The organism is Pseudomonas sp. ASL8, assembly GCF_056680355.1.
Genome location: NZ_CM155278.1, coordinates 2,158,912 through 2,174,951 on the forward strand (window position 1 = coordinate 2,158,912; position 16,040 = coordinate 2,174,951).

The window sequence follows — 16,040 nt, forward strand, 5'->3', positions numbered from 1 at the left end:
AGCGGGCGCGTTATTCATCTTTATAGTCTACAGACGCTGGCTGTTGGCGGGTTGCGCGGTGTCGCTGTCATTATCATCGTCGTAAGGCAGGATATTTTCGTACTCGCTCGCGGTGGATTGCACTTCGCTCTCGAACGTGGAAATGCCGCCGACGAATGCGCCGACCATCAGGATGGCGATAATTGCCAGCCACAAAGAGGCGAGGACTTTTACCGCCGTGGTGTTGGGTGGTTGCGGCGCTCCGTACTGGTTGGCGCCGGTGTTACCCGGGATGACCATCATCAGGATCGGAAACAGGCTGCCCACGAATGGCACGAGATTGATCAGCAACAGCCAGCCGGACCAGCCGACATCGTGCAGCCGCTGTACACCGATCTGCACACTGACGATAAAAAAGCCGATCGCTGCGATGGCAATAAGCAATCCACCGCCTACCAGTGAGCTGGTCAGGATCGCTGCGCATACGCCGGTAACGGCAATAATGGCGACCATGAGTACCAGGGTCCAGGCCAGATAGCGTAAACGACCGATCCGGCCTTGAACGGTGAACACCTTGAGTTCGCCAAACTCTGGCCATGTTGCACCCACCTGAGCCCGTGGCGGAGCATAAGGCGATGCTTCGTGCTGCGGTTCTTCAGGCGCTCTATACGGGGTGGGCTCGTCGATCTCTTCCAGGCTCAAACTGATGGTGGGGTCCGGCTCAATCCGTGCTTCGAGGCCTGCATCATTCAATGCGCTCAGGTAGTGCAGGGCTTGCTCTTGCGACAGCCCGCGCTTGAGCGCAACGGGCTGGCCGCTGAACAGCTTTTCGACGGCGGATAGTTCGCGTTTGAACAGACCAGCCATATTCAGTTTGGCGGTCTCGATGTCGACGCCAGTGCGCAGTTGCCCTTCGAAGACAATCTTGAAGTGGGTTTCGGCCATGCTTGGCTTCCTTGTCTGGGTAAAACAGAGTTATTGCTAACGCATCTGAGCCTGACGCCAGCCGAAAAAGCGGCTGCGGGCGAGCGATCAGCGCGGCCAGTGTCTGGCCAGGTCTGCTGAGCGTGTTTGCGCCTGACGGTATTCAGCATCCATGCGGGCAATCAGTTCGTCGACGCTGGGCAGATCGTTAATATCACCAACGCCTTGTCCGGCGGACCATACGGTTTTCCAGGCTTTTGCTTCATCGCTGATGGGTTTGAGCTTCGAACCGAAGTCGACTTCACCCTTGCCTTGCAGAGCCGCGAGGTCAAAACCTGCATTCTCCAAACTCTTGCGCATGAAGCTGGCAGGTACGCCGGAGACCGCAGCGGTATGGACGATATCGGCGGCTTTGGAGGTCAGCAGCATCTCTTTGTAAGCGTCCGGGGCATGGCTCTCACGGGTCGCGATAAAGCGTGTACCGAAGTAGGCCAGATCCGCGCCAAGCAATTGCGCGGCAAGAATCTCGTGGCCGTGGTTTAAACAGCCCGCCAGCAACAAGGTTTTATCGAAGAACTGACGGATCTCGGCAATGAGCGAAAAAGGACTCCAGGTTCCGGCATGTCCTCCGGCGCCGGCCGCGACAGCGATCAGACCGTCTACGCCGGCTTCTGCTGCTTTTTCCGCATGGCGGCGAGTGGTCACGTCATGAAACACCAAACCACCGTAACCATGCACCGCGTCGACCAGCTCTTTAACGGCGCCGAGGCTGGTGATCACGATGGGTACTTTATGCTCGATGCAGATAGCCAGATCGGCCTGCAAACGGGGGTTGCTGTTGTGCACGATCAGGTTGACTGCGTAAGGCGCCGGATTTACAAGCGCTGCCAGCCCGGCTTCGATTTCCTCTAGCCAGGCTTTGAAACCACTGCTTTCGCGCTGGTTAAGCGCCGGAAAACTCCCGACCACCCCGTTGCGGCAGCACGCCAGCACCAATTGCGGATTGGAGATCAGAAACATCGGTGCGGCCACGACGGGCAGACGCAGGGACTGTTCAAGCAAGGCTGGCAGTGACATGAGCGTTACTCCACGCATTCAGCTATTGATTAGAAAGGTTTGACCACAACCAAAATGACGATAGCCAGCAAGATCAATACAGGGATTTCATTGAACCAGCGATAGTAGACGTGGCTGCGGCCCTTCTCGCCACGCGCGAAGCGTTTGACTTGCGCGCCGCAGACATGGTGATAGCCGATCAGCAGAACCACCAACGTCAGCTTGGCGTGCATCCAGGCCTGGCTGAAATAACCACTGGGGTTGAGGCTGATCAGCCAGATGCCGAATGCCAGTGTGGCAATCATCGCGGGACCCATGATGCCCCGGTACAGTTTGCGCTCCATGATGCAGAACCGTTCCCGGCTCGCGGCGTCTTCGCTCATTGAGTGATAAACGAACAGTCTCGGCAGATAAAACAGACCTGCAAACCAGCAGACCATCGAGACGATGTGGAGGGCTTTGAGCCATAGAAAAAGCATTTTTGGTTATTCCCAAGTTCACGGTGGCCAAATAGTAGTGGTATGAACGGCCATACGTCACGTTCGCGGTTGTTCCTCAGGCCATACGCCCATATTATCAATGGTTTTCCACTAGGTTCGTTGAAGGGGCAGGTTTATGGTCAAGGTCGGTATCGTCGGCGGCACGGGTTACACCGGGGTCGAGCTGCTGCGTCTGTTGGCACAGCATCCGCAAGCTGAGGTGGTGGTCATCACTTCTCGCTCCGAGGCAGGGCTGGCCGTGGCCGATATGTACCCTAACCTGCGAGGCCATTACGATGGCCTGGCTTTCAGCGTGCCGGACATCGCAGCACTGGGTGCCTGTGATGTGGTGTTCTTTGCCACCCCGCACGGTGTTGCTCATGCGTTGGCAGGCGAACTGTTGAACGCCGGGACCAAGGTCATCGACTTGTCGGCAGATTTCCGCCTGGAAGACGCAGACGAGTGGGCCAAATGGTACGGCCAGCCGCATGGCGCGCCTGAATTGCTTAAGGAGGCGGTCTACGGCTTGCCTGAAGTCAATCGCGAGCAAATCAAGCAAGCGCGCCTGATTGCCGTGCCCGGTTGCTACCCTACCGCGACACAGCTGGGCTTTCTGCCGTTGCTCGAAGCTGGCTTGGCTGATGCCTCCCGGTTGATCGCTGACTGTAAATCAGGCGTCAGCGGGGCAGGGCGCGGTGCCAGCGTTGGCTCGTTGTACTCTGAAACCAGCGAAAGCTTTAAGGCGTACGCCGTCAAAGGCCATCGTCACCTGCCTGAAATCAGGCAGGGTCTGCGGCGTGCCTCGGGTGGGGATGTCGGCTTGACCTTCGTTCCACACCTGACACCGATGATTCGGGGCATTCACTCGACGCTCTACGCCACGGTGACGGATAAGTCGGTGGATTTGCAGGCGCTTTTTGAAAAGCGCTATGCCAATGAGCCGTTCGTCGATGTGATGCCGGCCGGTAGCCATCCTGAAACACGTAGCGTACGTGGCGCCAACGTTTGTCGAATTGCCGTGCACCGTCCGCAAGGTGGTGATCTGGTGGTGGTGTTGTCGGTCATCGACAATCTGGTCAAGGGCGCATCAGGCCAAGCGGTACAGAATATGAACATTCTGTTCGGTCTGGACGAGCGTTTGGGTCTTTCCCATGCCGGCATGCTGCCGTGATTAGTTGACCAATTTACTAGGTCAAGCGGATAATGCCGGTCATTACGCATTATGACGGCATAGCGCCGGGAGATATTTAGCATGAGCGTCGAAACCTTCACCCCTACGGCATTGGAATTCACCCACGGTGCAGCGCACAAGGTGAAGACCCTGGTCGATGAAGAGGGCAATGATCGCCTGAAACTGCGCGTGTTCGTGACCGGTGGCGGCTGTTCAGGTTTTCAGTACGGCTTCACTTTCGATGAAGACGTGGCGGATGACGACACCATCGTCGAGCGTGATGGTGTCAGCCTGGTGGTCGATCCGATGAGCTTCCAGTACCTGGCAGGCGCAGAAGTGGATTATCAGGAAGGGCTGGAAGGGTCGCGCTTTGTGATCAAAAACCCGAATGCGTCCACCACGTGTGGCTGCGGCTCGTCATTCTCGGTCTGATTTGGCTTGCTGGTCAGAGAACGCCGCGCTTATGTGCGGCGTTTTGCTGTGTGCGTCATGCCGGGTAGATGGCGCCTAGCACGCGCAGACCGCGAGCGCCGGTGACACTGGGTCGGTTGCCGGGGACGCCTTCAAGGCAACAGTGCGCCAGCCAGGCGAAAGCCATCGCTTCGACCCAGTCAGGGTCTACACCATAAGCCGCTGTACTGCTGACCTTGGTGTCAGGCAGCAACGCGGTCAGTCTCGCCATCAGCGCCGAGTTGTGCGCGCCGCCACCACAGACCAATAGCTCGTCGGTTTGCGCCTGTGCGATCTGCAGCGACTGGGTAATCGTCAGCGCAGTCAACTCAAGCAAGGTTGCCTGGATGTCTTCGGGGGCGAACGTTGGCAGTTGGAACAGATGATGTTGAAGCCAGCCAGTATTGAAGACGTCGCGGCCTGTGCTTTTAGGACCTTGGGTCAGGAAAAACGGGTCACTGAGTAGCGATTGCAGCAGCGCTGGCTCGATCTTGCCGCTCGCCGCCCAGGCACCGTCGCGGTCAAAGCTGAGACTGCGTTGTGCTTGTATCCAGGCATCAAGCAAGACATTTCCTGGTCCGCAGTCGAAACCGGACACGGGCTTGTCGGCTTCCAGCAGGCTCAGGTTGCTGAAGCCACCTATATTAAGAACCGCACGATGATTCTGTGGCGCGCCCAGCGGATTGTCGAAAAGGGCTTCATGAAACGCTGGTACCAGCGGTGCGCCTTGTCCGCCTGCGGCCACATCTCTGCGGCGGAAATCACTGACGACGGTGATCTCTGTCAGCTCTGCGAGCAGTGCGGGGTTGCCAATCTGGAGGGTGAAGCCGCGCGCGGGCTCATGCCGAATAGTCTGTCCATGACTGCCGATGGCGCGTATCTCGCCCGCGGACAATTGCTCTTGGCTCAACAGCGCCAGAACACCCTGTGCGGCGAGATGCACCCACTTCTGCTCGGTGATAGCGGCCCGGGCAAGCTCATCGATACCACTGGCGCATAGCCCGAGAAGCTCGGCGCGCAGATCATCCGGCATGGGTATGTAGTGGGTCGCCAGCAGTCTTGGTCGGTCGTCCTGTTCTATCAGGGCGATATCCAGCCCATCAAGACTGGTCCCGGACATCACACCTATATAGAAGGCCATGGCTTAGCGCTTGTTCGAAGCGAGCAGGGTGGATTTCTCTTGGTCCATGCGTGCCATTAACGGCTGGCTTTGTTGCATGAAACGTTGCTTTTCAGCTTTGGCGATTGGGTCGGCCATTGGCAATTTCTGGCCCAGTGGGTCGACATGGACGCCATTAACCTGGAACTCATAGTGCAAGTGCGGGCCGGTCGACAACCCGGTCGTGCCGATATAGCCGATGACCTGGCCCTGTCTTACATTGCTGCCGGTTTGTATACCTTTGGCAAAACCCTGCATATGCCCGTACAGGGTCTGGTAGGTGTTGCCATGCTTGATGACTACGGTATTGCCGTAGCCGCCACGGCGACCCGCCAACAGAACCTGGCCATCGCCTGTTGCTTTGATCGGTGTGCCGCGAGGCGCTGCGTAGTCGACGCCTTTGTGGGCACGGATCTTATTCAGAATCGGGTGTTTGCGGCCCATGGAGAACATCGAGCTGATACGGGCGAAGTCTACCGGGGTACGGATGAAAGCCTTGCGCATGCTGTTGCCGTCAGCGGTGTAGTAGCTGCTGTTACCTTGCTTGTTGGTGTAGCGAACGGCGGTGTACGTTTTGCCGCGGTTGGTAAAACGCGCTGACAGGATGTTGCCGGTGCTGACGGTTTTGCCATTGATGACTTTCTGCTCGTAGATCACATCGAACTCGTCGCCCTGGCGAATATCCTGAGCGAAGTCGATGTCGTAGCCAAAAACACTGGCCATGTCCATGGTCATGCTGTGGGACAGGCCTGCACGTTGAGCCGACTGGGAAAGCGAGCTGTTGATAACCCCGTGAACATAGGCTGTGCGGATGTTCGGCTTGGTGATTTCCCGGCTGAATGCATAGCCTTTGTCGGACTTGGACAGGCTGATGCTTTCCAGGTCGCTGACCTTGCTGTGCAGTTGTTTGAGCTGACCTTGCGGGGAGAGCTCGAACTGCAGAATCTGGCCGTGCTTCAGTTGGCTGAATTGCCTGGCTTGCTTGTCGCTGGCCAGTACTTCGTGCACGGCGGAAGCAGGAAGACCTACTTTCTCGAACAGGGTCGACAAGGTGTCACCCCTGGAGACGACAACTTCTTTGTGATTCGGATTCTTGGCAGCAACTGTGGGGGCAGGCTCTACCTTCACAGGTTCTGCGGTGGCCGTTTCCTGAGTGTCATCAGCGCCATTTTCGATCTGCGCGAATGGCGATGCAGTGACGTCGGGTGTGGCCTGAATCTGTTCTTGAGCGTCTTGTTCTTGTGTCAGTTGATCGGCAGGTGTTTCCAGATCAAGGTTCAGAGTGGTTTTTTTGGCTTCAACGTCGCTGGACGGGAAGACCAGAAGCGCCAGGCTCAGCAAGGCGGCGATGCCGCTGGCAGCGAGCAGGTGGCTCTTCGGATAAAGCGGAGGCGCCTTGGGCGGTGTGTTGATCATAGGTAATCTGACTTTGAAGAGATGAATTGGAAAAGATGAATGACATGATGATGAATAAATAACTGTATAAAATATAACCAAATCATGCTCGAAGCAACCCTACGAACGCATCAGTCTGTGATTCGGCGGAGGGTGCAGGGCAAAAACTTGTAATTGGGCCCTGATCTTGTATGGTTGGGTCCCATTTAGATGAGCCATTACGGGGCTGTTATGAAGTCGGTTGAAGAGCAGCTAGCGCTGATCAAGCGCGGTGCGGATGAACTCCTGGTCGAGTCCGAACTGGTCGAAAAGCTTAAGCGTGGTCAGCCATTGCGTATCAAGGCCGGGTTTGACCCTACGGCCCCGGATCTGCATTTGGGTCATACCGTGCTTATTAATAAGCTGCGTCAGTTCCAGGAGTTGGGCCATCAGGTCATTTTCCTGATTGGCGACTTCACCGGCATGATTGGCGATCCTAGTGGCAAAAGTGCGACGCGGCCTCCGCTGACGCGCGAACAGGTTCTGGCTAACGCAGAGACCTATAAAACCCAGGTTTTCAAGATTCTTGATCCGGCAAAGACCGAGGTGGCGTTCAACTCCACCTGGATGGATCAAATGAGTTCGGCTGACTTCATTCGCCTGTCTTCACAGTACACCGTGGCGCGGATGCTTGAGCGCGATGACTTCCATAAGCGCTACTCGACCAATCAGCCGATCGCCATCCATGAGTTCATGTATCCATTGGTGCAGGGCTACGATTCTGTCGCGCTGCGTGCCGATGTCGAGCTGGGCGGTACCGATCAGAAGTTCAACCTGCTGATGGGGCGCGAATTGCAGCGCGCCTATGGGCAAGAAGCTCAGTGCATTCTCACCATGCCTTTATTGGAAGGTCTGGATGGCGTGAAGAAGATGTCCAAGTCCCTGGGTAACTATGTAGGGATTCAGGAAGCACCGGGCATTATGTACAGCAAGCTGGTTTCAATCCCTGATGCCTTGATGTGGCGCTACTTCGAGTTGCTGAGCTTCCTCTCTATGGAGGAGATCAATGGCTTCAAGGCCGATGTCGCGGCGGGCGCGAATCCGCGTGATATCAAAATCAAGCTGGCTGAAGAGATCGTTGCCCGATTCCATGGCGAAGAGGCGGCTGCGACTGCGCATCGTTCGGCGGGCAATCGCATGAAAGACGGCGACCTGCCTGATGACCTGCCAGAGATCAGTCTCGCGGCCACTGAAGACATGCCAATCGCGGCTGTCCTTAATAAAGCAGGCTTGGTCAAGAACTCCGCGGTTGCTCGGGATCTTCTGGCATCCGGTGGCGTGCGTATAGATGGTGAGGTTGTGGATCGCGCATTCGTGTTCAAGGTGGGCGCGACCCATGTTTGCCAGGCAGGTAAGAAGGCTTTTGGGCGAATTACGCTTAATTTGGAATAGGCCTGATTTAACCCTTGACGTAAGTTTTTTCGAGCCTATAATTCGCACCTCTTCCGGAGCAGATGAAACGGAAAACTCCTTGTAAATCAAAGAGTTATCCAGAGTAAGCGGCGAGGAAGGGGTTTTGATCTTCTGGATCGAAAGCGGTAGAAAAGAGGTGTTGACAGCAGCGTGTAACGCTGTAGAATTCGCCTCCCGCTAACGAGAGACGTGAAGTTGATCGAAGCGCAAGTGGTTGAAGTTGCAAAGGAAACTTTGAAACTTGTTAAAATAACCGCTTGACAGCAACAGGGGCTGCTGTAGAATGCGCGCCTCGGCTGAGACGAAAGATCTCAACCACCCGCTCTTTAACAATTGAATCAAGCAATTCGTGTGGGTGCTTGTGTTGTAAGACTGAAGTCAACTGATTATCAGCATCACAAGTTACTCCGCGAGAAATCAAAGATGTAACCAACGATTGCTGAGCTAAGTTTAGGGTTTTGTCAAAACCCAAAGATGTTTGAACTGAAGAGTTTGATCATGGCTCAGATTGAACGCTGGCGGCAGGCCTAACACATGCAAGTCGAGCGGCAGCACGGGTACTTGTACCTGGTGGCGAGCGGCGGACGGGTGAGTAATACCTAGGAATCTGCCTGGTAGTGGGGGATAACGTTCGGAAACGGACGCTAATACCGCATACGTCCTACGGGAGAAAGCAGGGGACCTTCGGGCCTTGCGCTATCAGATGAGCCTAGGTCGGATTAGCTAGTTGGTGAGGTAATGGCTCACCAAGGCTACGATCCGTAACTGGTCTGAGAGGATGATCAGTCACACTGGAACTGAGACACGGTCCAGACTCCTACGGGAGGCAGCAGTGGGGAATATTGGACAATGGGCGAAAGCCTGATCCAGCCATGCCGCGTGTGTGAAGAAGGTCTTCGGATTGTAAAGCACTTTAAGTTGGGAGGAAGGGCATTAACCTAATACGTTAGTGTTTTGACGTTACCGACAGAATAAGCACCGGCTAACTCTGTGCCAGCAGCCGCGGTAATACAGAGGGTGCAAGCGTTAATCGGAATTACTGGGCGTAAAGCGCGCGTAGGTGGTTCGTTAAGTTGGATGTGAAATCCCCGGGCTCAACCTGGGAACTGCATTCAAAACTGTCGAGCTAGAGTATGGTAGAGGGTGGTGGAATTTCCTGTGTAGCGGTGAAATGCGTAGATATAGGAAGGAACACCAGTGGCGAAGGCGACCACCTGGACTGATACTGACACTGAGGTGCGAAAGCGTGGGGAGCAAACAGGATTAGATACCCTGGTAGTCCACGCCGTAAACGATGTCAACTAGCCGTTGGGAGCCTTGAGCTCTTAGTGGCGCAGCTAACGCATTAAGTTGACCGCCTGGGGAGTACGGCCGCAAGGTTAAAACTCAAATGAATTGACGGGGGCCCGCACAAGCGGTGGAGCATGTGGTTTAATTCGAAGCAACGCGAAGAACCTTACCAGGCCTTGACATCCAATGAATCTGCTAGAGATAGCGGAGTGCCTTCGGGAGCATTGAGACAGGTGCTGCATGGCTGTCGTCAGCTCGTGTCGTGAGATGTTGGGTTAAGTCCCGTAACGAGCGCAACCCTTGTCCTTAGTTACCAGCACGTAATGGTGGGCACTCTAAGGAGACTGCCGGTGACAAACCGGAGGAAGGTGGGGATGACGTCAAGTCATCATGGCCCTTACGGCCTGGGCTACACACGTGCTACAATGGTCGGTACAGAGGGTCGCCAAGCCGCGAGGTGGAGCTAATCCCAGAAAACCGATCGTAGTCCGGATCGCAGTCTGCAACTCGACTGCGTGAAGTCGGAATCGCTAGTAATCGCGAATCAGAATGTCGCGGTGAATACGTTCCCGGGCCTTGTACACACCGCCCGTCACACCATGGGAGTGGGTTGCACCAGAAGTAGCTAGTCTAACCTTCGGGAGGACGGTTACCACGGTGTGATTCATGACTGGGGTGAAGTCGTAACAAGGTAGCCGTAGGGGAACCTGCGGCTGGATCACCTCCTTAATCGAAGACCTCAGCTTCTTCATAAGTTCCCACACGAATTGCTTGATTCATTGAAAAAGACGATTTAGAAGCAGCCCGAAATTGGGTCTGTAGCTCAGTTGGTTAGAGCGCACCCCTGATAAGGGTGAGGTCGGCAGTTCGAATCTGCCCAGACCCACCAATTTTGTGTGGGAAACGCCTGTAGAGATACGGGGCCATAGCTCAGCTGGGAGAGCGCCTGCCTTGCACGCAGGAGGTCAACGGTTCGATCCCGTTTGGCTCCACCACTTACTGCTTCTGTATTGTAAAGCTTAGAAATGAGCATTCCATCGATGTGATGGTGAATGTTGATTTCTAGTCTTTGATTAGATCGTTCTTTAAAAATTTGGGTATGTGATAGAAAGTTAGACCGGACAGCACTTTCACTGGTGGTGTCACGGGCTAAGGTAAAATTTGTGAGTTAAATTGCGAATTTTCGGCGAATGTCGTCTTCATAGTATAACCAGATTGCTTGGGGTTATATGGTCAAGTGAAGAAGCGCATACGGTGGATGCCTTGGCAGTCAGAGGCGATGAAAGACGTGGTAGCCTGCGAAAAGCTTCGGGGAGTCGGCAAACAGACTTTGATCCGGAGATGTCTGAATGGGGGAACCCAGCGGTCATAAGACCGTTACCTTACACTGAATACATAGGTGTATGGAGCGAACCAGGGGAACTGAAACATCTAAGTACCCTGAGGAAAAGAAATCAACCGAGATTCCCTTAGTAGTGGCGAGCGAACGGGGACCAGCCCTTAAGCTGTATTGAGATTAGCGGAACGTTCTGGAAAGGACGGCCATAGTGGGTGATAGCCCTGTACGCGAAAATCTCTTTGCAGTGAAATCGAGTAGGACGGAGCACGAGAAACTTTGTCTGAATATGGGGGGACCATCCTCCAAGGCTAAATACTACTGACTGACCGATAGTGAACTAGTACCGTGAGGGAAAGGCGAAAAGAACCCCGGAGAGGGGAGTGAAATAGATCCTGAAACCGTATGCGTACAAGCAGTGGGAGCCCACTTTGTTGGGTGACTGCGTACCTTTTGTATAATGGGTCAGCGACTTATTTTCAGTGGCGAGCTTAACCGAATAGGGGAGGCGTAGCGAAAGCGAGTCTTAATAGGGCGTCTAGTCGCTGGGAATAGACCCGAAACCGGGCGATCTATCCATGGGCAGGTTGAAGGTTGGGTAACACTAACTGGAGGACCGAACCGACTACCGTTGAAAAGTTAGCGGATGACCTGTGGATCGGAGTGAAAGGCTAATCAAGCTCGGAGATAGCTGGTTCTCCTCGAAAGCTATTTAGGTAGCGCCTCATGTATCACTGTAGGGGGTAGAGCACTGTTTCGGCTAGGGGATCATCCCGATTTACCAACCCGATGCAAACTCCGAATACCTACAAGTGCCGAGCATGGGAGACACACGGCGGGTGCTAACGTCCGTCGTGAAAAGGGAAACAACCCAGACCGTCAGCTAAGGTCCCAAAGTTATGGTTAAGTGGGAAACGATGTGGGAAGGCTTAGACAGCTAGGAGGTTGGCTTAGAAGCAGCCACCCTTTAAAGAAAGCGTAATAGCTCACTAGTCGAGTCGGCCTGCGCGGAAGATGTAACGGGGCTCAAACCATACACCGAAGCTACGGGTATCACTTAGGTGATGCGGTAGAGGAGCGTTCTGTAAGCCTGTGAAGGTGAGTTGAGAAGCTTGCTGGAGGTATCAGAAGTGCGAATGCTGACATGAGTAACGATAATGGGTGTGAAAAACACCCACGCCGAAAGACCAAGGTTTCCTGCGCAACGTTAATCGACGCAGGGTTAGTCGGTCCCTAAGGCGAGGCTGAAAAGCGTAGTCGATGGAAAACAGGTTAATATTCCTGTACTTCTGGTTATTGCGATGGAGGGACGGAGAAGGCTAGGCCAGCTTGGCGTTGGTTGTCCAAGTTTAAGGTGGTAGGCTGGAATCTTAGGTAAATCCGGGATTCTAAGGCCGAGAGCTGATGACGAGTGTGCTTTGGCACACGAAGTGGTTGATGCCATGCTTCCAAGAAAAGCTTCTAAGCTTCAGGTAACCAGGAACCGTACCCCAAACCGACACAGGTGGTTGGGTAGAGAATACCAAGGCGCTTGAGAGAACTCGGGTGAAGGAACTAGGCAAAATGGCACCGTAACTTCGGGAGAAGGTGCGCCGGTGAGGGTGAAGCATTTACTGCGTAAGCCCATGCCGGTCGAAGATACCAGGCCGCTGCGACTGTTTATTAAAAACACAGCACTCTGCAAACACGAAAGTGGACGTATAGGGTGTGACGCCTGCCCGGTGCCGGAAGGTTAATTGATGGGGTTAGCTAACGCGAAGCTCTTGATCGAAGCCCCGGTAAACGGCGGCCGTAACTATAACGGTCCTAAGGTAGCGAAATTCCTTGTCGGGTAAGTTCCGACCTGCACGAATGGCGTAACGATGGCGGCGCTGTCTCCACCCGAGACTCAGTGAAATTGAAATCGCTGTGAAGATGCAGTGTATCCGCGGCTAGACGGAAAGACCCCGTGAACCTTTACTATAGCTTTGCACTGGACTTTGAATTTGCTTGTGTAGGATAGGTGGGAGGCTTTGAAGCGTGGACGCCAGTCTGCGTGGAGCCAACCTTGAAATACCACCCTGGCAACTTTGAGGTTCTAACTCAGGTCCGTTATCCGGATCGAGGACAGTGTATGGTGGGTAGTTTGACTGGGGCGGTCTCCTCCTAAAGAGTAACGGAGGAGTACGAAGGTGCGCTCAGACCGGTCGGAAATCGGTCGTAGAGTATAAAGGCAAAAGCGCGCTTGACTGCGAGACAGACACGTCGAGCAGGTACGAAAGTAGGTCTTAGTGATCCGGTGGTTCTGTATGGAAGGGCCATCGCTCAACGGATAAAAGGTACTCCGGGGATAACAGGCTGATACCGCCCAAGAGTTCATATCGACGGCGGTGTTTGGCACCTCGATGTCGGCTCATCACATCCTGGGGCTGAAGCCGGTCCCAAGGGTATGGCTGTTCGCCATTTAAAGTGGTACGCGAGCTGGGTTTAGAACGTCGTGAGACAGTTCGGTCCCTATCTGCCGTGGACGTTTGAGATTTGAGAGGGGCTGCTCCTAGTACGAGAGGACCGGAGTGGACGAACCTCTGGTGTTCCGGTTGTCACGCCAGTGGCATTGCCGGGTAGCTACGTTCGGAATAGATAACCGCTGAAAGCATCTAAGCGGGAAACTAGCCTCAAGATGAGATCTCACTGGGACCTTGAGTCCCCTGAAGGGCCGTCGAAGACTACGACGTTGATAGGTTGGGTGTGTAAGCGCTGTGAGGCGTTGAGCTAACCAATACTAATTGCCCGTGAGGCTTGACCATATAACACCCAAGCAATTTGCGTCGAAAGAGCAGATTGCGGTGTGTGAAGACGACACAAACCGAAAATTGGCAACACCCACAAATCTATCACATCCCCATTCGCTGGCACGTTACGTAAGTAACGGTCTAGCTACCGAATTTCTTGACGACCATAGAGCATTGGAACCACCTGATCCCATCCCGAACTCAGCAGTGAAACGATGCATCGCCGATGGTAGTGTGGGGTTTCCCCATGTGAGAGTAGGTCATCGTCAAGATTAAATTCCGAAACCCCTGTCTGCTTATGCAGACAGGGGTTTTGTTTATGCGCTTGATAAACATTTTTCGTTTCTAGGCATTAGCGGGCCGGGTGGCTATTATGCGTGCCTCATTGTTAGGCGATATCCGCATGCTGACGTTATTGAAGCTTCTCAAGGATGGCAATTTTCATTCGGGGCAAGCCCTGGGCCATGCTCTTGGAGTCAGTCGTAGTGCTGTATGGAAGCAGCTGCAGCAGCTCGAAGCGGAGTTGAGTCTTGAGATCCATAAAGTAAGAGGTCGAGGCTACCGCCTGGCCGATCCGATATCTCTACTGGACCGGGATGAAATCTCAATCGCGGGCTCTTCTCCTGCGTGGCCAATCCTGACCTTCGACTCAATCGACTCAACCAATGCAGAGGCTCTGCGCGCAATTGAGCGCGGCGATGAGATGCCTGTGCTTGTACTCGCTGAGCGGCAAACTGCCGGCAGAGGGCGGCGCGGGCGTAAATGGGTAAGTCCATTTGCGGAGAGTATCTACTACAGCCTGGTCTTGAGGGTTGAGGGCGGTATGCGCCAGCTTGAAGGCTTGAGCCTGCTTGTGGGGCTGGCAGTGATGCAGACCCTCCGTGGAGTAGGTGTCGAGAATGCCGGCCTGAAATGGCCGAACGACATCCTGGTCGGGCAGCGCAAGATTGCCGGCGTTCTATTAGAGTTGGTGGGAGATCCTGCTGATGTCTGTCACGTTGTAATAGGTATAGGCATCAACGTGAATATGCAGGCGGCGTCCGAAGTCGACCAGCTTTGGACTTCTGTTCGACTTGAAACCGGCGTCTTGTCAGATCGTAATGACTTGATCGCACGACTGAATCGCACACTTGAGCGCTATTTAAGTATTCATCAGCAAAGTGGATTCTCCGCTTTTCAGGCTGAGTGGGAGCGGGGTCACTTGTGGCAAGGGCGAGCCGTGACGCTACTTGCGGGAGCCAGTAGCGTTGAAGGTGTCGTTTTGGGGGTTGATGCGCAAGGTGCGCTGCGCCTGAAGGTGGGTGCGGAGGAGAAAATTTTTAGTGGTGGCGAGCTTAGTTTGAGGCTGCGTGATGATTCTTGAGCTTGATTGCGGTAATAGCTTCATCAAATGGCGGGTAGCCCACGAGGATGCTCTGTCGGTAGTCGTGGGAGGTATTGTCGATTGTGATGAGGCGCTGCTACAGGCTCTTCATCAGGTACCTGGTCTGCGTTTGGCTCGCTGTAGATTGGTAAGCGTGCGTAGCAACGAGGAAACTGCCCAGTTGGTCGCTGTTCTGGTCAAGGCCTTTTCGATAGATGTCATGTATGCAGCTCCTGCAAGGCACATGGCTGGTGTAACAAATGGTTATGACGAATATGAGCTTTTAGGTCTGGATCGGTGGCTTGCCATCGTGGGTGCGTATCATCTGGCGCGTGGCGCGTGCTTGGTACTGGATCTGGGCACTGCTATCACGTCAGATTTTGTTGCGCCCGATGGGCAACACCTGGGAGGTTTTATCTGTCCAGGTATGCCCTTGATGCGCAATCAGCTGCGTACACATACACGACGGATACGCTACGACGATGCTGCCGCAGAGCGCGCACTGATCAGCTTCGCCCCGGGGCGTTCGACAGCTGAGGCGGTGGAGCGTGGGTGTTCGTTGATGGTGCGAGGTTTTGTACTTACTCAATTGAGTATGGCTCGCGACCATTGGAAGGACGATTTCACCGTTTTTGTTACGGGCGGCGACGCGGATTTGGTTGGGGAGATTTTGCCGGACGCGCGAATGATGCCTGATCTGGTTTTCGTGGGGCTGGCCCTGGCCTGTCCATTGCCTTGAGGTTGCTATGCGTTGGCTATTTCTTTTGCTGTTGATGCTCAATTCTTTCTATTACATATGGCATCAGCAGGAAGCCCCTCTGCGGGCCAAGGAAGTTATTTCCCTATCGTTGTATCGAGGTTCGCAGCAAGATATTCATCTGCTGAGTGAGTCTGATGCGGTGCGGGAAAACCCTTCGGCTCCCCGTGAGGGGGAGGAGAAGTGCCTGTATCTGGGTGGTTTTGTTCGGCAGGAGGATGCGCGCCTGGTTGAGCAGCGGTTAACGAGCCTCGATATACAGGCGCAGTTTCAGCCTCTGGGTGCGGGTTCTACAGCTGCTTATTGGTTGAAGGTTGCCCCTTCGAGTCGGCGGCTTGTGGATGAAGGCCTGATTCGTGAGCTCACTCAGGACTTCTCGCAGCTAAAAAACAAAATAATGCCTTGTGAAGGCATTGCAACTGCGGATTAGTTTGCATAGAATGGCGCCCGCTTCGCAG

At 54.4% G+C, this 16,040-nt stretch carries 11 protein-coding genes, 2 tRNA genes and 3 rRNA genes; 11 read left to right on the top strand and 5 right to left on the bottom strand.

The window, feature by feature from the left end:
• Positions 1-27 precede the first annotated feature (27 nt).
• The 3 genes from AC1MEA_RS09725 to hemJ all read right to left on the bottom strand — a co-directional run bounded on the left by AC1MEA_RS09725 (position 28) and on the right by hemJ (position 2,438).
• Positions 28-924 (bottom strand): DUF805 domain-containing protein, encoded by an 897-nt coding sequence (locus tag AC1MEA_RS09725; RefSeq protein WP_219064339.1) that lies wholly within the window; start codon positions 922-924, stop codon positions 28-30.
• An 87-nt stretch (positions 925-1,011) separates the two neighbouring features.
• Positions 1,012-1,980, bottom strand: a complete 969-nt coding sequence (locus AC1MEA_RS09730; RefSeq protein ID WP_480917599.1) for an NAD(P)H-dependent flavin oxidoreductase — start codon at positions 1,978-1,980, stop codon at positions 1,012-1,014.
• A gap of 29 nt (positions 1,981-2,009) precedes the next feature.
• Positions 2,010-2,438 carry a protoporphyrinogen oxidase HemJ gene (gene hemJ, locus AC1MEA_RS09735; protein ID WP_219064337.1) on the bottom strand — a complete coding sequence of 143 codons (429 nt, stop codon included), beginning with the start codon at positions 2,436-2,438 and terminating at the stop codon, positions 2,010-2,012.
• A 136-nt stretch (positions 2,439-2,574) separates the two neighbouring features.
• Between hemJ and argC the strand changes: the two genes are divergently transcribed.
• Positions 2,575-3,609, top strand: a complete 1,035-nt coding sequence (gene argC / locus AC1MEA_RS09740) for an N-acetyl-gamma-glutamyl-phosphate reductase (RefSeq protein ID WP_219064336.1) — start codon at positions 2,575-2,577, stop codon at positions 3,607-3,609.
• Positions 3,610-3,690: 81 nt separating this feature from the next.
• Complete coding sequence (gene erpA, locus AC1MEA_RS09745; protein WP_480917600.1) at positions 3,691-4,041, top strand: iron-sulfur cluster insertion protein ErpA; 351 nt, start codon at positions 3,691-3,693, stop codon at positions 4,039-4,041.
• 55 nt (positions 4,042-4,096) lie between these two features.
• Here the strand turns inward: erpA and AC1MEA_RS09750 are convergent, their stop codons facing one another.
• Together AC1MEA_RS09750 and AC1MEA_RS09755 are read right to left on the bottom strand one after the other, a co-directional pair.
• The gene (locus tag AC1MEA_RS09750) at positions 4,097-5,200 is read right to left on the bottom strand and encodes an anhydro-N-acetylmuramic acid kinase (protein ID WP_219064334.1); all 1,104 of its coding nucleotides are present in this window, start codon (positions 5,198-5,200) and stop codon (positions 4,097-4,099) included.
• A gap of 3 nt (positions 5,201-5,203) precedes the next feature.
• The gene (locus AC1MEA_RS09755) at positions 5,204-6,634 is read right to left on the bottom strand and encodes a peptidoglycan DD-metalloendopeptidase family protein (RefSeq protein WP_480917602.1); all 1,431 of its coding nucleotides are present in this window, start codon (positions 6,632-6,634) and stop codon (positions 5,204-5,206) included.
• Positions 6,635-6,844: 210 nt separating this feature from the next.
• On the opposite strand from AC1MEA_RS09755, the gene tyrS reads away from it, so the two are divergent.
• The 9 genes from tyrS (at position 6,845) to AC1MEA_RS09800 (ending at position 16,012) form a co-directional block, all read left to right on the top strand.
• Positions 6,845-8,044, top strand: coding sequence for a tyrosine--tRNA ligase (tyrS, locus tag AC1MEA_RS09760; RefSeq protein WP_449633931.1), 1,200 nt, complete (start codon positions 6,845-6,847; stop codon positions 8,042-8,044).
• A gap of 501 nt (positions 8,045-8,545) precedes the next feature.
• Positions 8,546-10,084, top strand: a 16S ribosomal RNA gene (locus tag AC1MEA_RS09765).
• Between the two features lie 83 nt (positions 10,085-10,167).
• Positions 10,168-10,244, top strand: a tRNA-Ile gene (locus AC1MEA_RS09770).
• A gap of 30 nt (positions 10,245-10,274) precedes the next feature.
• Positions 10,275-10,350, top strand: a tRNA-Ala gene (locus AC1MEA_RS09775).
• 236 nt (positions 10,351-10,586) lie between these two features.
• Positions 10,587-13,477, top strand: a 23S ribosomal RNA gene (locus AC1MEA_RS09780).
• Positions 13,478-13,618: 141 nt separating this feature from the next.
• A 5S ribosomal RNA gene (gene rrf / locus AC1MEA_RS09785) occupies positions 13,619-13,734 on the top strand.
• The 16S, 23S and 5S rRNA genes sit together here with 2 tRNA genes alongside, the layout of an rRNA operon.
• A gap of 131 nt (positions 13,735-13,865) precedes the next feature.
• Positions 13,866-14,825: a bifunctional biotin--[acetyl-CoA-carboxylase] ligase/biotin operon repressor BirA gene (birA, locus tag AC1MEA_RS09790; RefSeq protein WP_480918121.1), complete on the top strand. Its 960-nt coding sequence runs from the start codon at positions 13,866-13,868 to the stop codon at positions 14,823-14,825.
• Complete coding sequence (locus tag AC1MEA_RS09795; RefSeq protein ID WP_480917603.1) at positions 14,815-15,564, top strand: pantothenate kinase; 750 nt, start codon at positions 14,815-14,817, stop codon at positions 15,562-15,564. The genes birA and AC1MEA_RS09795 overlap by 11 nt, the downstream gene beginning before the upstream one ends.
• 7 nt (positions 15,565-15,571) lie before the next feature.
• Positions 15,572-16,012, top strand: a complete 441-nt coding sequence (locus AC1MEA_RS09800; RefSeq protein WP_480917605.1) for a hypothetical protein — start codon at positions 15,572-15,574, stop codon at positions 16,010-16,012.
• Positions 16,013-16,040: the final 28 nt, after the last annotated feature.